We start from the raw sequence: 15,545 nt of genomic DNA, 5'->3' as shown, positions 1-15,545 counted from the left end.
GAAGTAGTAACGAGTCTAAAGTAACGAGTAACGAGTGGGGCGAGGCCCTATTCGTTACTCGTTCTGCTTTACACGTCATTCAGAGCAACGCGAAGAATCCCTTTCGGTTTGCCTGACGATTCAGGCCAAACGAAAGGGATTCTTCACTACGGCCGCTTCGCAGCCTCAGTTCAGAATGACATTGTTGTTACGCCGCCGGGACCGACTTGAGCGCCTTGTGACCGATATCGCTCCGGTAGTATGCGCCGTCGAACGAGATCTCGTGTACGGCATTGTAGGCTGTAGTGATCGTTTGCTTGAGCTCGTCGCCGTAGCCGACGGCCGTGACCGATAGCACGCGGCCGCCGGAAGTAAGCACGGCGCCGTGTTCGTCAAATTTGGTCGCAGCGTGGAAGACGGCGACGCCCGAGTCGATCTCGCGCTGTTGCGTGAAGTGATCGAGTCCTTCGATGACCTTGCCCGTCTCGTATGAATCCGGGTATCCTTGCGACGCCATCACGATCGTAACCGCGCATGCATCGAACGACTTCAGCGGTAGATGCTCCTTGAGCTTGCCCGTCGCGCAGGCAAGCAGGATCTCTGCGAAGTCGCCCTGCATCAATGGAATGACAACTTGCGCTTCCGGGTCGCCGAAGCGAACATTGAACTCGACGACACGCGCGCGGTTGCCGCGGATCATCAGACCGACATAGAGCACGCCTTTGTACGTACGATTCTCTTCGCGAAGTCCGCGCAGCATCGGCTCGATGATCTCGGAGCGGACCTGCTGCATGACCTCGGGCGTCACTACCGGCGCCGGTGCGTAGGCGCCCATGCCGCCGGTGTTCTTGCCTCGGTCGCCGTCGAGGATGCGCTTGTGATCTTGTGCCGGGGCGAGGACGTCGTAGTCCGTGCCGTCGGTCATCACGAAGACGCTTGCTTCTTCGCCTTCCATGAATTCTTCGATGACGATCCGCGTCCCGGCTTCGCCGAAGATTCGACGGCCGAAGATATCGTCCATCGTCATGAGCGCCTCGGCCTCTGTTTCGACGATGATCACACCCTTACCGGCCGCGAGTCCGTCGGCCTTGACGACAGCAGGATAGTTGAGATGACGCAGAAAGGCGCGGGCTTCGAGCTGTTCGCTCGCCGTGAAGACGGCATACCGCGCGGTCGGCACATTGTGCCGATGCATGAACTCTTTGGAGAACGCCTTCGAGTACTCGAGTGCCGCGGCCGAGCGTTGCGGGCCGAAGACCGGAATGCGCTCCTGCTCAAGCGCGTCTACCACACCTGCGGCCAGCGGCGCTTCCGGGCCGACGACGACCAGATCGATCCGCTCGCGCATCGCGAAGCCGACGACGGACTTCACATCGGTCGGCACTACATCCGGCACGAGCTCAGCCGCTTGCGAAATGCCGGCGTTGCCGGGTGCACAAAAGATCTTCGAGACGACAGGCGACTGCTTGAGCTTCCAACAGATCACATGCTCGCGGGCGCCGGAGCCAAGTACAAGAATCCGCATTAGGTCGAGGGTATAGGCGAAGCTGAAAGTACAAAATTACGACATTACCGGTCCTCGTGAGGAAAAGATATGGGTTTTTGTGGGAGGGGCAATACCCCTCACGTCATTCTGAGCGAAGCGAAGAATCCCTACAGGCATACTCAAATATCCAAGCAGGTGACTGGATTCTTCCGTCTCGGCAGTCTATCGATCCAACTCTCTCACCAGCACCCCATACCTCAAACCCTTCGTGCTCACTCGGACACTTGAAACATTCAACGCCTTCATCGCCTCCTCAAGGATCAGCGCTCCCGCCGGAAGAATATCTGCTCGCGAGGCGAGGACAGCAGGGTAGCGGCGCGTGAGTTCTTCGCTTGAGATGTGGAGGATCTCGTGCGTCAGCGTCACTACCTCTTCGTGTGTGAGTACAGTGCCATCGACGATCGAAGCATCGAAAGATGCCAGCTTGTGCTTCATTGCCGCGAGTGATGTCGGTGTGCCGGCAACGGCGATCAGATCCGACGGCGATTCGATCGATGATGTTGCGGCGAGAAGTTGTTCGCGGATGAATGCGCGCGCAGCATCTGCATTCGAATCGTTCATCGGATGAAAGAAGCGTTCTTTGATGCGGACTGCGCCGATGTCAATGCTCGTGCCGCGATCGAACGTCTGTCCGTGACCCACAGAAACCTCCGTACTCCCGCCGCCGATGTCGATCGTTGCGACGACCCCCTCAAGCTTGTCGATGCCATAGAGAGAACCCACAAAGCTCCAGCGTGCTTCCTCGGCGCCGCTAAGCAGCTCGATGTTGTAGCCAAGCTCTCGCGCTGTGCGTGTGATGACCTCATCTCGATTCGTTGCATCACGCATTGCGCTTGTCGCGAACGGGACGACGCGTTCAACTGCGAGCTCGTCGATGATACCGCGGTAGCGACGCATGATCTCGGCGAATCGCTTGTATGCTTCGTCCGAGATACGGCGGGTCTTGTCAACGCCTTCACCCAAACGTGCGATCGCGTGTTCGTCACGGAGGATGGCGCCGCTCGCTGCGTCGGCGATGGTCATGAGGACGGTGTTCGTCCCAATATCGATGACGGCGACTCGCACTACTTCGTATATGCGAATCGAAGGCACACCCACTCGTTCTCCTGCGCCCGATCGATGAACGCATAGCCGGCTGCAATGTAGGGCGTCATGATCTCATCGGCATCGTACTCGAGGATGCCCGAGAGCACGAGCGCACCGCCTGGCGATTGATGCGCCGCGATCTGGTCGGCGATCACAAGCAGGACATTGCGGTGAATGTTCGCGATGATCAGATCGAACTTCTCATCCGGCTTGGTCGTGGAAGCAAGATCGCCAAGTCTCAGATCGATCGTCTCCGATGAGAACCCGTTGCGTTCGCAATTCTCCTTTGCGTTGCTGAACGCCCACTCATCGGTATCGATCGCGACGGCGTGGGTAGCGCCGCGCATCATGGTGTACATCGCGAGGATGCCGGTGCCGGAGCCCAGGTCCATCACTCGCTTGCCTCTGCAATCGAGGTGCTCGATCATGCGCAGGCACAGCCGTGTCGTCTCGTGATGACCGGTGCCGAAGCTCATTTTCGGATCGATCTTGATCAGATGCGTTGCTCCCATGGCTGCGGCTTCGGTGAGGCGCCAGCTTGGCGCGATCACCAGATCGTCAGAGATGCGAAGCGGTTCTATGCCTGCTTCCCATTGCTCGTTCCAATCTTTGTTCTGGTATGTCTTGATCTCTTCGAGCTTCACATCGTTCGTGCCGAGGGACTTGACGAACTCATCGAAGGACGCTTCTGCTTCCGGTGTCCATTCCGCTTTGAGGATATGAACGAGGAATGTGCCGTTCGCGGCCTCCTCGAAGCCTTGCGGTTCGTGGTTGACGAGAAAATACCCTTGCAGTGCATCCTCGAACTCGAGCGGTACACTAAATACTAACGAGAGAAATTCTGTATCCTGCATAACTCAGTGCTCCGGGCTTACCCTCTGTGTTACTCTGTGTGCCCTCTGTGTACCTCTGTGGTTAAGATCCTGTTCTAACCGCAGAGGTACACAGAGGATGCACAGAGGTTCACAGAGAGATTCGCATCAACTGATAGATTTGATCTTGATCTCGAAGAGCTTGGGCCAGTTCTTGCCGGTGACGAAGATGCGGTCGTGCTCGGCGTCGTAGGCAATGCCGTTGAGTACGTCAACGCCCTGTGCTTCAGCCGGCGAAAGCAGTCCGCTCAGATCGATCCATCCCTTCACATCGCCGGTGGCCGGATCGATGCGAACGATGCGATTCGTCTGCCAGATGTTCGCCCACACCTCGCCTTTGATGTATTCAAGCTCGTTGACATACGTCAGCGGCATGCCCGACTCCTGCACGCTCACAGTCCGCGTGACCGAGAGCGTGTTCGGATCGAGGAATTGCAGCTTGTCGGTGCCGTTCGACATGATGAGGCTCGTGCCGTCGGTCGTCAGCGCCCAGCCTTCGCCGTTGTAACTCCATGTCGAGATTTGTTTGAAGGTCTTGAGGTCATAGACGAAGCCGATCTGCGACGTATACGTCAGTTGATAGAGCTTTGACCCAACGATCACGATTCCTTCGCCGAAGTATTGATTAGGAAGATCTATGCTCTGCAGAACCTTCCCGCTCTTGAGCTCGACGCGACGCAGCGACGAATGACCGTTGATGCCGGTGCTTTCATATAGCTCCCCGTTATAATATTGAAGTCCCTCCGTGAAAGCTTTTGTATCGTGGGGATAGGTGGCGACAATTTCGTAGGAATACGTCGGCGTCGAAGCCTGCTTCGGCGCGGAAGTCTCTGTCCTTGGCGGTTCTGCCTCCTTCTTCGAACAGCTTGTCAGCAGTGCTATCGGGAGTAGCACCACGAGCACTCGTATAGCCTTGGTCATGTGCGAAAAGTACATAGGCAAGGTGTAACAATTCCGATGGTGCGAAGTTCTTATTTGTGTACCGCGTAAACCACAATCATTATTGATATGAACAACGCGGATAGCCTGTGTTGAGTAATGCTCGAAAGAGTGACCTCCACAGGCTTCTTTTTTTGTCTGAATTTGGATTCGTCGGATTCAGGGATTCAGTGGATTAGGAAAGCCATTCCGACCGAAGGGAGGAGTCTCCTGAAATCTCGCTGTCATTCTGAACGGAGGCCGCGTAGCGACCGAAGTGAAGAATCCCTTCGTGAAGGCCCGAAGAGTCAGGTCGTTACGAAGGGATTCTTCGCTTTGCTCAGAATGACAGCTTCATCCGACGAATCCCAGAATCCGACGAATCCGAGTTCAGACAGCCCCTGGGAACAATCACCTCCCGAATCCGTATTAGCCTTCATTAACAAACCTACCGATACGTATGCTTACCGTCAGACGCTCCGCCGATCGCGGACATGTACAATGGGGATGGCTCGACACTCATCACACGTTTTCCTTTGCTGATTACCACGACCCGAGCTGGGTGCACTTTCGCACGCTGCGCGTGATGAACGAAGACCGCATCGCCGCAGGGCAGGGCTTCGGCATGCACCCGCACCGCGACATGGAGATCATCACGTATGTCCTTTCCGGCGGCGTGCACCACCAAGACAGCATGGGCAATACCGGCATTATCCGTGCGGGTGATGTGCAGCGCATGACGGCCGGCACGGGCGTGTTCCACTCCGAAGTGAATCCCTTCGAGGACGAGCTGTATCTCTATCAGATCTGGATATTCCCGAAGTACAAAGACTCGACGCCGAGCTACGAGCAGAAGCAGTTCACTGACGCAGACAAGAAGGATAGGCTGCGACTGATCGCCAGTCCCGACGGCGCCGATGGCTCGGTCACGATCGGGCAAGATGCGAGGGTCTATGCGTCAATGCCAAGCAAGGGTATGTCGCTGAGTCATGAACTCGGAGCGAACCGCGGCGCGTGGCTGCAGGTGATCGCGGGTTCGGTCAGTATTGACGGACAGACGCTTACGACCGGCGATGGGGCAGGCATTGATAGTGTCAGCAACCTCTCGATCACGGCGAACGAGGACTCGCATCTGTTACTGTTCGATCTGAACTAAGGCCGCGTTGCGACCGAACTGAAGAATCCCTTCGTGAAGGCCTGAAGAGTCAGGTCGTCACGAAGGGATTCTTCGCTTTGCTCAGAATGACAGTTGTCTTACTTCGCGCTCACATCACTTTGTGCACTTATCGTAACCAGCGGAGCCGACGACTTCGGCGCGGCGCGGCGGGCTTTGCGGGCTTCGGCTTTATCGATCTCCATTTGCTTCAGCACGCCTTCGAGGTCGATCTCGAGCGTCGGCTGTTTGCCGATGCCGACCGTCAGCGGTTTCGTACCCGGGACTTTCGCGGCACAGGCATTACAGCTTGAGATGCAATCGAAGCAGAGCACGCACGTTGCGTGGTTGTTGATGTCGCCGTCGGTAGCAAGTAGGCGCGGGTCCATCGCCATCGGGCAGTCATGGACGCATACCTCACCGAGCGTGCAGTTCGCGGGCTCGAAGTCGATGCGCATCATGTGCTTCTGCGAAAGCACGCCGAGATACCAGCCGATCGGGCAGTAGTCCTGGCAGAACTTCAGCCCGACGTAGCGAAGCATAATGAAGCTGCCGACCGTCGATACAGTGAAGATAGCGAGGAACGGTCCGAACGCCTTATGCGACGTTTGGAAGAGCACCGTGATGTCGGTGAACCAGTTGAGTAGGCCGATCGTCGAAAGCAGAGCCATCAGGAATGTCACGCCTTCAGTGACATACGGTGAGAGCTTTTTCCGCTTCACTTTTTCACCCGTGTAGCGAAGTGCTTTGAGCATCGATCCCCACGAGCAGATCCATCCGCAGAACAGGCGGCCATAAATGTAATCCGCCGTGAGGGTGATGAGATACGATCCGGCCCAGAAGCCGAGAAACGCCGTCGCCGTCGTGATCCAATGTGTCGATTGCCCAAAGGTGTAGAACTCACCGTTGAGGAAGTCGAACTTGATAATATGGAACAGCGGCAACACCACGAGAATCAATATCACAACGATATTGACCCAGTAGCGCGCCGTCACGACGCCGGCCCGGAAACGCGATTTCATGATGGGGTGGTAATGATCATTCGGTTAGGCGTTGGCTGATTTTCCTTTGATGCCGATCACGCCGAATACAAGCAGCATGACAGCAGCAACGAGGATTACCAGCACCAACAACCCGGTCATCACGATCGCCGTCACCGACGGATTCGTGCTGAAGAGGTTGATGTAATTCGGAAGTGCGAGGGCCAACAGGCCGATCATCACTATTAACGCAACGAGACTAAGTACTTTTGTCAGCATAGTCGTTCAGAATTATTTTGGTTGTACAACTTGTGTCGGCGCCTTGCAGCAGTTCTCCTGTGTCTTCGTTTCGAACGGGTTCGTGTAGATCCCTGCTCCGCGCAGGATGGTCAACACGCCCATCGTCATGATGAACACCGCAGCGAACGTCGAGCCGTGTTTGCGAAGCTTCGCGCCGAACATGCTCGAAAGCGAAGCAACGATCATTAGTGCGGGTACCGCGCCGAGCGCAAAGACAGCCATTTCGAGTCCGCCGAGCACCGGCGAGTTCGTCGCCGCCGAGTGCAGCGCCATGCCATAGAGCAGACCACAGGGCAAGAGCGGTGTCAGCAGCCCGATCAAAAAGCGCGACTCACCGGTGTTCGACGAGATGAGACCTCGCAGTGCTTTGTACGCTTTCGAGTTCGTAAGTCCGCTCGAACGACGCTTGAACACATCAAGCTGAAAGAGCGCCGCAACGATCATCAGTGCACCGAAAGCAATCGTGAACGATTGCTGTACCGATGCCGAGATCATCGTTACACCGCCGACAAAGCCTGCCATCATGCCGATCATCCCGTACGAGATAACACGGCCTGCGTGGTAGAGCACTTGCGGTACGATCACCGATCGCTGCACGGCGATGACACTACCGCCGCCGACGTCGATCTGCACCGGCGCAGACGAAGCGGACTGCCAACCCATCACGACCGGTCCGCACATGCCCACGCAGTGCAGGCTGGCGAAGAGTCCGGCGCCGAACGCTAACCAGAGTTCAGGCATTCGCTCCCTCCGACTGAAAGTGGGGAAGGTGACGCAAGCGCATCGAGTTCTGCGCGACCGCAAGGCTCGAAAGCGCCATTGCCAGCGCAGCGATGATCGGGTTCAAGAGCCCGAACGCTGCAAGAAAGACACCAATTACGTTGTAAATGAACGCCCAAAACAAATTCTGCTTGACGATCCGCATCGTGCTTGCCGACAGACGCAGCAACTGCGGGACGCGCTCGAGGTCGTTATCGAAGAGGATCACGTCCGCTTCGCTTCTGACGAGGTCCGAGCCGCTGCCCATCGCAATGCCGACGCGCGCAGCGCCGATCGCACCTGCATCGTTGAAGCCGTCGCCGACGAACGCCGACTCCGGTTCGTTTGCGACGATCTCTGCTTTCTGCTTCGGCGTGAGCTTGCCGAGCGCTTCGGAGCCCAGATCGCTGCCCATGCGGGTTGCGACCGATTGCTCGTCACCACTGAGGATCGTCGTCCGATAACCGGCTGAGTGGAGTTCGTCGAAGACGCGCTTGGTCTCCGGCTTCACCTCATCGGCGAACGAGAACTCGAAGAGATTGTCAAGACCGGCCTCGTCGCGAACGCTGCACCAAACGGTGGTTTCGAGACGAGCGCCGTCACTGATATGATGCTCGCCACGGACGAAAGTTTCCGAACCGATGCGCACGGTGTGGGTGCCGATGGAAGCGGCGATTCCTTTGGCGGGCACCTCCTGCATGTTACGGACATTCGATGCCAGCGAGCGATCGGTCGCGTATGCATCGGCAATGGCGCGCGAGAGCGGATGTGCCGACAGTGATGCCACTGCGCCGACAAGCGGCAAGAGTTCGTCGCTTCCGATTGCCGTCGCGTCACCTACAACTGTATACGTGCGAACGGCAGGTTTGCCGACGGTAAGCGTACCCGTCTTATCGAAAAAGAGGTTCTTGACCGATGACAATCGCTCGACGACACCGAGCGAGCGGAAGAGGATACCGTGGCGCGATGCTTCGGTGACGGCGACCCAGAGCGCGGCAGGAGTCGCGATGCCGATCGCACACGGACAGGCAACGAGCACCACACCGAGGAATGCGAAGAGGCCGTGCCGCAGATCGACAGCGCCCGACCAGTAAATGAGGCTTGCGATCGCCACGGCGATGATGATCGGGATGGCGGTCGCGGCGATCCGGTCGGCTGTGTCTTGGATCTCTGCGCGGCCTTGCTTCGATTCGATCAGCAGCGACTTTAGTCGCATGATGTAGCTCTCGGCTTCGACGCGCAAGACGCCGAGATGCAGGAGGCCGTCGTAATTGATCGCGCCGGCAAGCAACAGTTCGCCTTCGCCGCGACGCACGGGATGCGGTTCGCCGGAGAGCATCGCTTCACTGATCTCGGCGGAGCCGCTCTTGATCACACAATCGACCGGGATCTGTTCACCCGGCTTCGAGAGAATGACATCACCGACCTTGAGCGAGCTCACCTGCACATCGCGTAGCGAGCCGTCCGATGCGACGACGGTGACGATGCTCGGGACGGTCTTTTCAAGATCGTCAACCGCACGCGATGCTTTCGCACGAGCTTTCGCTTCGAGATACCGGCCGCCGGTGACGATGACGAGGATGGCCACGGCCGTTTCGTAATAGACGGGGCCGTTCGTGAAGATGGTGTCGAACATCGAAACGAGCATGGCCGCCGTGACGCCGATGGCGATAAGAAGATCGGCGTTCGAGCGCAGGCCATCGCGAATGTTTCGGATTGCCGATTCGATGAACGGCATGCCGAGCAGGAAGTATACGGGAAGCGACAGCGCCATCAGGAGCCACTTCAGCAGCTCGAAGTATGCCTCGGAGCCGAGGCCTTGACGGAAGAACGCACCGAGCGATTCAACATATAACGGCATGGAGAACATCATGACGTTGATGCCAAGGATGACGCCTGCTGCAAGCTTATACATCGAGAGTCGAGCGCCGGCTTCGTCACCCTTACCGAGCAAGTGTGCGGCGACTTCACAACCGTAGCAGCAATAGAGGGAGTCTTCCGCATGGCGGTGCGGGGCCGATACCGGGAGGCCGCAGTGTTCGCAAACCGATACGACTGACGTATTCATTCCAAATGGGTGGTGCATTTCGGATCCTGTGCCCCGCGCCGGTCACAAGCTCCGATGGGTGGTATTCTTCGATTCAAAAAGGTCGGAGGCGCGCAGAGAGCGGGCTCTGCACGCCTCCAGTGCCAGATTCTCCTCTCCACCCCAGAGGAGACATCACGGCACAAACTTCGAGAACGGCGGCTTGTCGACCCAACGGCTCAGGTTGGGAAGCATGAACGTGATCGAGTACCACGTCGAGCCGATAATGAAGCAGACCCACGTGACGAGCATCCACCAGGGGAATCGGCTACCCAGATAGGTAAAGCGATCCGGGGTACTGGAGTCGTCGTCGGCGATCATCATGTCTTTCGTCGGTTCCATATCTATACGAGTCGTTAGTTCTTTGAGATCGGGATCGAGATCACTTCTTCGCGTGCGTCATGCTTCTCGGTGTCGAGAAATTCCGTATTGCCGAGTTCGAGCTCTCGTTCGAAGAGCCGGAATTTCGGACGTTCGATATCCTTATAGTCACCGCGCACGACGGTCCACATGAACATCGAGAAAAATCCGATCGCCACGCAGGAATACATCACGATTGGCGTGACGGCGAATTGCACGATGTCGTTGCCTGTCTTGAAGATCGAGTATGTGAACTCGATGAATTTATAGGTGAAGCCTGTCCCCGCAATGATGATCACTGCCCACTGGAATACCACGAGCGGGCGGTTGCGACGCTTCGGTGTGTACTGCAACTGTGCAGGAAGCTCGGGATGTGCCACGGGTGGCTGCTGAGTAGTCGTTTCTACCATTGTCGTATCCTCCGGTAATTATTGTCCCATCCCGGCGCGATTCGCTTTCGGGATGCTCATCTTCATTTCGTCGGTGGAATCCTTATTCCAACTGCCGAGCCAATTGACATACGTGACGATCGCAAGGCCGCGTTCGTTCGGACGCTTGTCCTTGTCGAAGAACCACGTGAACTCCGGCATGACAGACGACGGCACGACGTTCGTCGGCTTATAGAAGTGCGCCATTTGCCAATCGTTGGTGCGGCGGCCTGCTTCGCGGAACAGGTCCGGTCCGACACGGCGTGTTCCCATCATCTGCGGCATTTGCAGCACATTCTGGTACTCGTCTGCTGTCGAGACTTTGCCCCAGCGAGCCGGCTCGTTCGAGATCGGGCGGACCTGCTGTGAATGGCAGTGCCAGCACGCTTCTGCGATATAGACGTCGCGACCGAGCGAGAGCGCCTTTTTATAGCTGGCGCTGTTCGGCTCGCCGTAGTATTTCTTGAATTCCTGCGGATAGTCTGCGGCAAGTTGCGCGAACGTAGCTGGCGGATTCTTTGCCAGATCGTCGAGCGATTGCGTCGGGATCTTGTTCATCATCAACCACGGGATGAGTCCCGATGAAATGAAGCTGAACGCGAAGAAAGAGATGCCGGCAACGAGAAATACCGTGCTAAACCGTTCAATAGGTGATTTTGCCATTGTCGTATACGATCAAAGTTGTTCTGCCCGCACCATTGCCTGGCGCTTATAATCGGTGGCCTCGAAGTGGCCCCACTCGCCGATGAGCACCATCGTGAGCGCAAAGACGATATGTGTCAGCGCTGCGACCCAGAATGGGATTGACGAGATGATCCAGTCGCCACCGAAGAGCATCGGCTGCAGCCACGAGAGGATCCCGTAGAAATTCACGATCCAGATCACGAGGCCGAGCACGATTGCCGCCACCACACGTTGTCCGCGTGATGACTGCTTAAAATACTTTGCCATGATCACTTCGAACACGATGCCATAGAGCGCACCGGTGAACACATAGAGGATTACGCCGACGATCAACATCGTCGCCGAATCGCTCGTCATCGCATTCTGACCCATCGGAAAGGTCATGAAGACCCGAATGAGCTCGAATGGATTTTTATCGAAGATCACCGAGCCGACCACATTGAAGAGCAGACTACCGATGGCGCCGAAGCCACCAAGGATGCTGCCCGTCATGATGTGATACCATAAGTAGAACGTCTTTGGCGGCCACGTTTCGTCAGGATATTTATGCGGCTTCTCTTCCTCGAGCGCGGAGATGAGCGCCGAGGTTTCGGCCTGCAACTCCTGTATCCGCCTGATTTTTTCTTCTCGATTCATCGCGTGGTCTCCTTTGCTGGGTGTTTAGGATACGACAGCCGGACGCGGGTACGACGCCGGTGCCAGTTCATGTTCGCGGTCGAACTCCTTCTGCGATTCGCCGAAGCGGATCGGGTTCTTCGCAGTGCGATAGAGATTGTAGGCCCAGATCATCTGACCCAGGACAATCAATACGCCGGCGAACGTACGTACCAGCCAGAACGGGAACGAAGCGATGAGCGACTGTTCCCAGATCTGTAGTGAACGCCAGCTAAAGCCCTGCACCAGGCCGGCGATCGTCAGGTCACCGAACATGATGACGAGGCCGATCGTCGAGAGCCAGTAGTGCCAAGTGTTCAGGCGCAGGCTATACCACTCGCGGCCCGTGACACGCGGCCACAAATGCGTCACCGTACCGAGCAGCCAGAAACCGAACACGCCAAGCATCACGAGGTGGGCGTGTGCAACGACCCAATCGGTGAAGTGGATGACCTGCTGCAATGTCAGTGTGACTTGGAAGGCGCACTGCAAGCACGTCGTGAAGTAGAGCACCATGCCCGTGTAATACCAGCGCAACGGCAGATTCGTCTTGAGCATTGAACCCGAGCCGCGAAGCGTCAGGAAGAAGTTCACGACGACGGTAGTGACGACGATCTCGACGGCGATCGTCGAAGTCACGGCTCCATATTGTACGAACATCGGGATCGGGCTCCAGAGGAAGTGGTGTACGCCTTGCAAGGGGTAGAAGAAGGCGAGACCCCAGAAGCCAACGAGCGAGAGGGCATGAGAATAAATCGGTTTCTTCATGATCAGCGGCACGAAGTAGTACATCATGCCCCAACCGAGCGGCGTCACGAACAGGCCGACGAGATCATGGATGTAGAGTCCGCCGATGGCTGCACCTGCAACGCCCGGGGCGAAGAACTGCGGCAGGTAGTTACCCATGATATAGACAAGGCCGGTCCAGACGAAGGCCGCTGTGAAGTACCAGAGCGAAACGTACAGCGGTTTTTCCTTCGTCTTGATTATCGGCACATAGAAATTCACCGTCATGAGTAACACGCCGATGACGACGACCGGGTCGATGAAGATCGGGGTCTCGGCCCATTCGACACCTTGTGCAAGCCCATAGAGCTGACCGACGAACGTCGCCAGCAAGATCGCTTGCCATGCCCAGAATAGGAAGAGCGATACCCCCCGCTTCCAGACGCGCAGACCGGTCAGACGCGGCACTGCCCAATAGAGCATTCCGAAGAAGAGGTTTGCGAGGAAGCCATAGGCTGCCATGTTCGTATGCACCATACGCACGCGACCCGGAGAGAGCAGTTCGATCCCCGGGAAGAGGTAGCTTCTCAAAAATTGCGTGCTGAATACCAGTCCGGCAAGCAGTGCAACGAAGAACGCCGTGATGCCGGCGATGAAGTGGGCTTTGACCACCCACTTATCGACCAACCCCTGGTTCGATTCCGTTGCAGGTAACGTTGCTGCATTTACTAGAGCCATAGTCGTAGCAGAAGAAATAAAATTGCGAGTTCGGTTCGTTCGTGTACGATCGGTCCGTATCGGGAAGCTCCCGCCACGGACCGATCCACCGCGTGTTATTTCGCGGTCTTCGTAGAATCAGCAGTTGGCGCCGCTGTTGCCGCAGCCGCCATCGCGGCTTCTGTGACATTCGTCTTCCCCATCAAATACGTGATATAGGAGACGAGATGCCAGTTTTCCTCGTCGCTGAGGATGCCGCCGAACGCAGGCATTGGCGTTCCGGCGAGACCGGTATAGAAGGTACGATAGACGTCTTCCACTCGCGTGCCGCCCTTAAGCACACCCTCGCGGAAGTTAAACGGTTTGATCGGATTGTCTTCCGCGTCCTTCAGTGCAGCAGCGGACTTGCCATCGCCGAGACCGAGTTCACCATGACAATTCGCACACCCCATCCGCGCGTACACGGCTTTGCCCTTCACAACGGAAGCTGCGCTGCCAAGCCATTGCGGGGTACTACCGAATGAAAGTGCGACCGGAGGCTGCGATGTCTGCCAACGCTCGGAGAACGTTTTAATATACTCGATCACATTGAGTTTATCTGCATCCGAGAGCATAATCCAACTCGGCATCGACGAACGCGGAACACCGCGATTGATCGTGCGAAGCAGATCGGCATCGGTCGGAAGCGAACCTGGAGCGGAAGAAATAAACTTGAACATCCCGCGCGTGAAGTTGCGGGGCTTCGTTTCGAGCATCGCCGCGGCCGGACCTTTGCCGTCGCCTTTTACGCCATGGCAACCGGAGCAATACGTTTCATATACCTGCTTGCCGGCCCAGACCTTTTGCCACTCGGCTTCCGGAGTACCGGCACGCTTAAGGGTATTGATCTTCTTTGCCGTCGCCTGTTCCTCGAACGGCGTCTGCTTACATGCGGAAAGTGCAATAGCTATCCCACACAATGTAAATAGGGTGGCTCTTCGCATCATGGTTCAATAGAAAAATTTTCAAGCACACCTTACAAAATTAGGACCACGATACCCTTTGAACAAGGACGCTTTTTGTCGTATATATGGCATGCCCTCACGTCTCTGTTCGTAACTATCTGTGAATACATATTCTTACAGAAGAGAAAGAATTTGGTCTAATTTAAACTAACGAGCGTTCGTTTCTTCTATCTCTCCCTGCGATCGTTGGTGTTGTGCCGTTTATGCAGTCTTATTTTGTATTTTTCGTGTAAGAGTATTTTGATGACGTAAAAGAATTTGACGGTAATGAATTCAGAAACTATCGCTGTTTACGGCGTTTTCGTAACTTCAAGTACAGGGCACGGAAGTTGGAGTGTGAAACTCAGAGCGAACCTTTTCGCTAAACTGTTCGCTTGAACTAATAGTATGAAGCGTCTTCGTCGCGTTATATCGGCAGTGCTCGTAACGTGTATCATGATCTCCTCGATCGGATACACGGCAGTCTCGTTCGCATGCCCGAAAATGTCGACGAAGCAGACCCAGCAGTGCTCGATGTGCAACAAGTCGGAGAAGGCATCCACCAAGACGAAGGATTGCTGCAAGCCGATCGTCGAGCATAAAGTGGTCCACACCGACAGCCTACGTTCGCAGGACTCACAGTCGGTGCAGGTAATAGCCGCCGTGTTACCGCAACCGATGATCGTCGTTTCGAACGACCTCGATCTCTTCGGCACTGTCGAGCCCATACCCGGACAACGAACCGTTCCATTGCCTCCCGATGCATCCACTGCGCGTGCGATGCTCTCGACCTTCGTCATCTGATCTCTTAGATCTCCTACTAATCCGACTCGTGGCCGCTAAGCTGCCATGCGTGCGGATGTTCCGTTGTATTCTATCATTTTTCTTATTCATTTCAATTCGATCATGAAGTACATTTTATCTATCGCCATACTCTTGTCATATTTCGCCCTATCGTCAGTTGCCGCCGCACCCGTGAAGGACGGTAAAGTGTACAAGGTCAAAGCGACCGTCAAGAAGATCTATCGTGACGACAAGAAGATCACGCTCGACCACAAGGAGATCAAAGGATACATGAAGGCCATGACCATGACCTTCGCCGTCGACGATGCAAAGCTCTTCGATACAGTGAGTGAAGGCACAAAGGGGCTCTTTACGATGAAAGTCGTCAAGGGCTTTCCAGTCATCACCGGTGTGAAGGTCACGAGCACGAGTGCAGCGATGTATGTCTGCCCGATGCATCCCGACCAGCACTCCGACAAACCCGGCACGTGCAAGAAGTGCGGGATGGACCTTATCAAGAAATAGCACGAA

General features: G+C 56.1%; 17 protein-coding genes. 3 read left to right on the top strand and 14 right to left on the bottom strand.

What is annotated here, in order from left to right; translation table 11 throughout:
• Positions 1-187 precede the first annotated feature (187 nt).
• The 4 genes from purD to JSS75_13550 form a co-directional block, all read right to left on the bottom strand.
• Positions 188-1,504, bottom strand: a complete 1,317-nt coding sequence (gene purD / locus JSS75_13565) for a phosphoribosylamine--glycine ligase (GenBank protein ID MBS1904728.1) — start codon at positions 1,502-1,504, stop codon at positions 188-190.
• Positions 1,505-1,687: 183 nt separating this feature from the next.
• Positions 1,688-2,590, bottom strand: a complete 903-nt coding sequence (locus JSS75_13560) for a Ppx/GppA family phosphatase (protein ID MBS1904727.1) — start codon at positions 2,588-2,590, stop codon at positions 1,688-1,690.
• On the bottom strand, positions 2,590-3,465 hold the full coding sequence (prmA, locus tag JSS75_13555) for a 50S ribosomal protein L11 methyltransferase (GenBank protein MBS1904726.1): 876 nt from the start codon (positions 3,463-3,465) through the stop codon (positions 2,590-2,592). The genes JSS75_13560 and prmA overlap by 1 nt, the downstream gene beginning before the upstream one ends.
• Positions 3,466-3,591: 126 nt before the next feature.
• Entirely contained in the window at positions 3,592-4,404 is an 813-nt protein-coding gene (locus JSS75_13550) for a glutaminyl-peptide cyclotransferase (GenBank protein MBS1904725.1), read from the bottom strand.
• Between the two features lie 457 nt (positions 4,405-4,861).
• Here JSS75_13550 and JSS75_13545 point away from each other — a divergent pair, with 457 nt between their 5' ends.
• Positions 4,862-5,557 carry a pirin family protein gene (locus JSS75_13545; GenBank protein ID MBS1904724.1) on the top strand — a complete coding sequence of 232 codons (696 nt, stop codon included), beginning with the start codon at positions 4,862-4,864 and terminating at the stop codon, positions 5,555-5,557.
• A gap of 98 nt (positions 5,558-5,655) precedes the next feature.
• Here the strand turns inward: JSS75_13545 and JSS75_13540 are convergent, their stop codons facing one another.
• From JSS75_13540 to JSS75_13495, 10 genes are all read right to left on the bottom strand, one after another.
• Complete coding sequence (locus tag JSS75_13540) at positions 5,656-6,576, bottom strand: 4Fe-4S binding protein (GenBank protein MBS1904723.1); 921 nt, start codon at positions 6,574-6,576, stop codon at positions 5,656-5,658.
• Positions 6,577-6,600: 24 nt separating this feature from the next.
• A complete protein-coding gene (locus JSS75_13535; protein ID MBS1904722.1) occupies positions 6,601-6,813 on the bottom strand; it encodes a hypothetical protein in 213 nt (70 codons plus the stop codon).
• Positions 6,814-6,825: 12 nt separating this feature from the next.
• The gene (locus JSS75_13530; protein MBS1904721.1) at positions 6,826-7,575 is read right to left on the bottom strand and encodes a sulfite exporter TauE/SafE family protein; all 750 of its coding nucleotides are present in this window, start codon (positions 7,573-7,575) and stop codon (positions 6,826-6,828) included.
• Positions 7,568-9,661, bottom strand: coding sequence for a cadmium-translocating P-type ATPase (gene cadA, locus JSS75_13525; protein ID MBS1904720.1), 2,094 nt, complete (start codon positions 9,659-9,661; stop codon positions 7,568-7,570). The genes JSS75_13530 and cadA overlap by 8 nt, the downstream gene beginning before the upstream one ends.
• A 153-nt stretch (positions 9,662-9,814) precedes the next feature.
• Positions 9,815-10,021, bottom strand: coding sequence for a hypothetical protein (locus tag JSS75_13520; GenBank protein ID MBS1904719.1), 207 nt, complete (start codon positions 10,019-10,021; stop codon positions 9,815-9,817).
• Between the two features lie 14 nt (positions 10,022-10,035).
• On the bottom strand, positions 10,036-10,449 hold the full coding sequence (locus tag JSS75_13515; protein MBS1904718.1) for a hypothetical protein: 414 nt from the start codon (positions 10,447-10,449) through the stop codon (positions 10,036-10,038).
• 18 nt (positions 10,450-10,467) lie between these two features.
• Entirely contained in the window at positions 10,468-11,130 is a 663-nt protein-coding gene (locus tag JSS75_13510; GenBank protein ID MBS1904717.1) for a cbb3-type cytochrome c oxidase subunit II, read from the bottom strand.
• Between the two features lie 12 nt (positions 11,131-11,142).
• Positions 11,143-11,787, bottom strand: a complete 645-nt coding sequence (locus JSS75_13505; protein ID MBS1904716.1) for a hypothetical protein — start codon at positions 11,785-11,787, stop codon at positions 11,143-11,145.
• Positions 11,788-11,811: 24 nt separating this feature from the next.
• Positions 11,812-13,269 (bottom strand): cbb3-type cytochrome c oxidase subunit I, encoded by a 1,458-nt coding sequence (locus tag JSS75_13500; protein MBS1904715.1) that lies wholly within the window; start codon positions 13,267-13,269, stop codon positions 11,812-11,814.
• Positions 13,270-13,364: 95 nt separating this feature from the next.
• A complete protein-coding gene (locus tag JSS75_13495; GenBank protein ID MBS1904714.1) occupies positions 13,365-14,231 on the bottom strand; it encodes a c-type cytochrome in 867 nt (288 codons plus the stop codon).
• Between the two features lie 408 nt (positions 14,232-14,639).
• Here JSS75_13495 and JSS75_13490 point away from each other — a divergent pair, with 408 nt between their 5' ends.
• Both JSS75_13490 and JSS75_13485 read left to right on the top strand, forming a co-directional pair.
• Positions 14,640-15,035, top strand: a complete 396-nt coding sequence (locus tag JSS75_13490) for a hypothetical protein (protein ID MBS1904713.1) — start codon at positions 14,640-14,642, stop codon at positions 15,033-15,035.
• A 102-nt stretch (positions 15,036-15,137) separates the two neighbouring features.
• Entirely contained in the window at positions 15,138-15,539 is a 402-nt protein-coding gene (locus tag JSS75_13485) for a copper-binding protein (GenBank protein MBS1904712.1), read from the top strand.
• Positions 15,540-15,545: the final 6 nt, after the last annotated feature.

It is taken from the genome of Bacteroidota bacterium (assembly GCA_018266755.1).
Taxonomy (GTDB): domain Bacteria; phylum Bacteroidota; class Ignavibacteria; order Palsa-1295; family Palsa-1295; genus JAFDZW01.
This window is presented reverse-complemented; position numbering and strand designations above follow the sequence as displayed.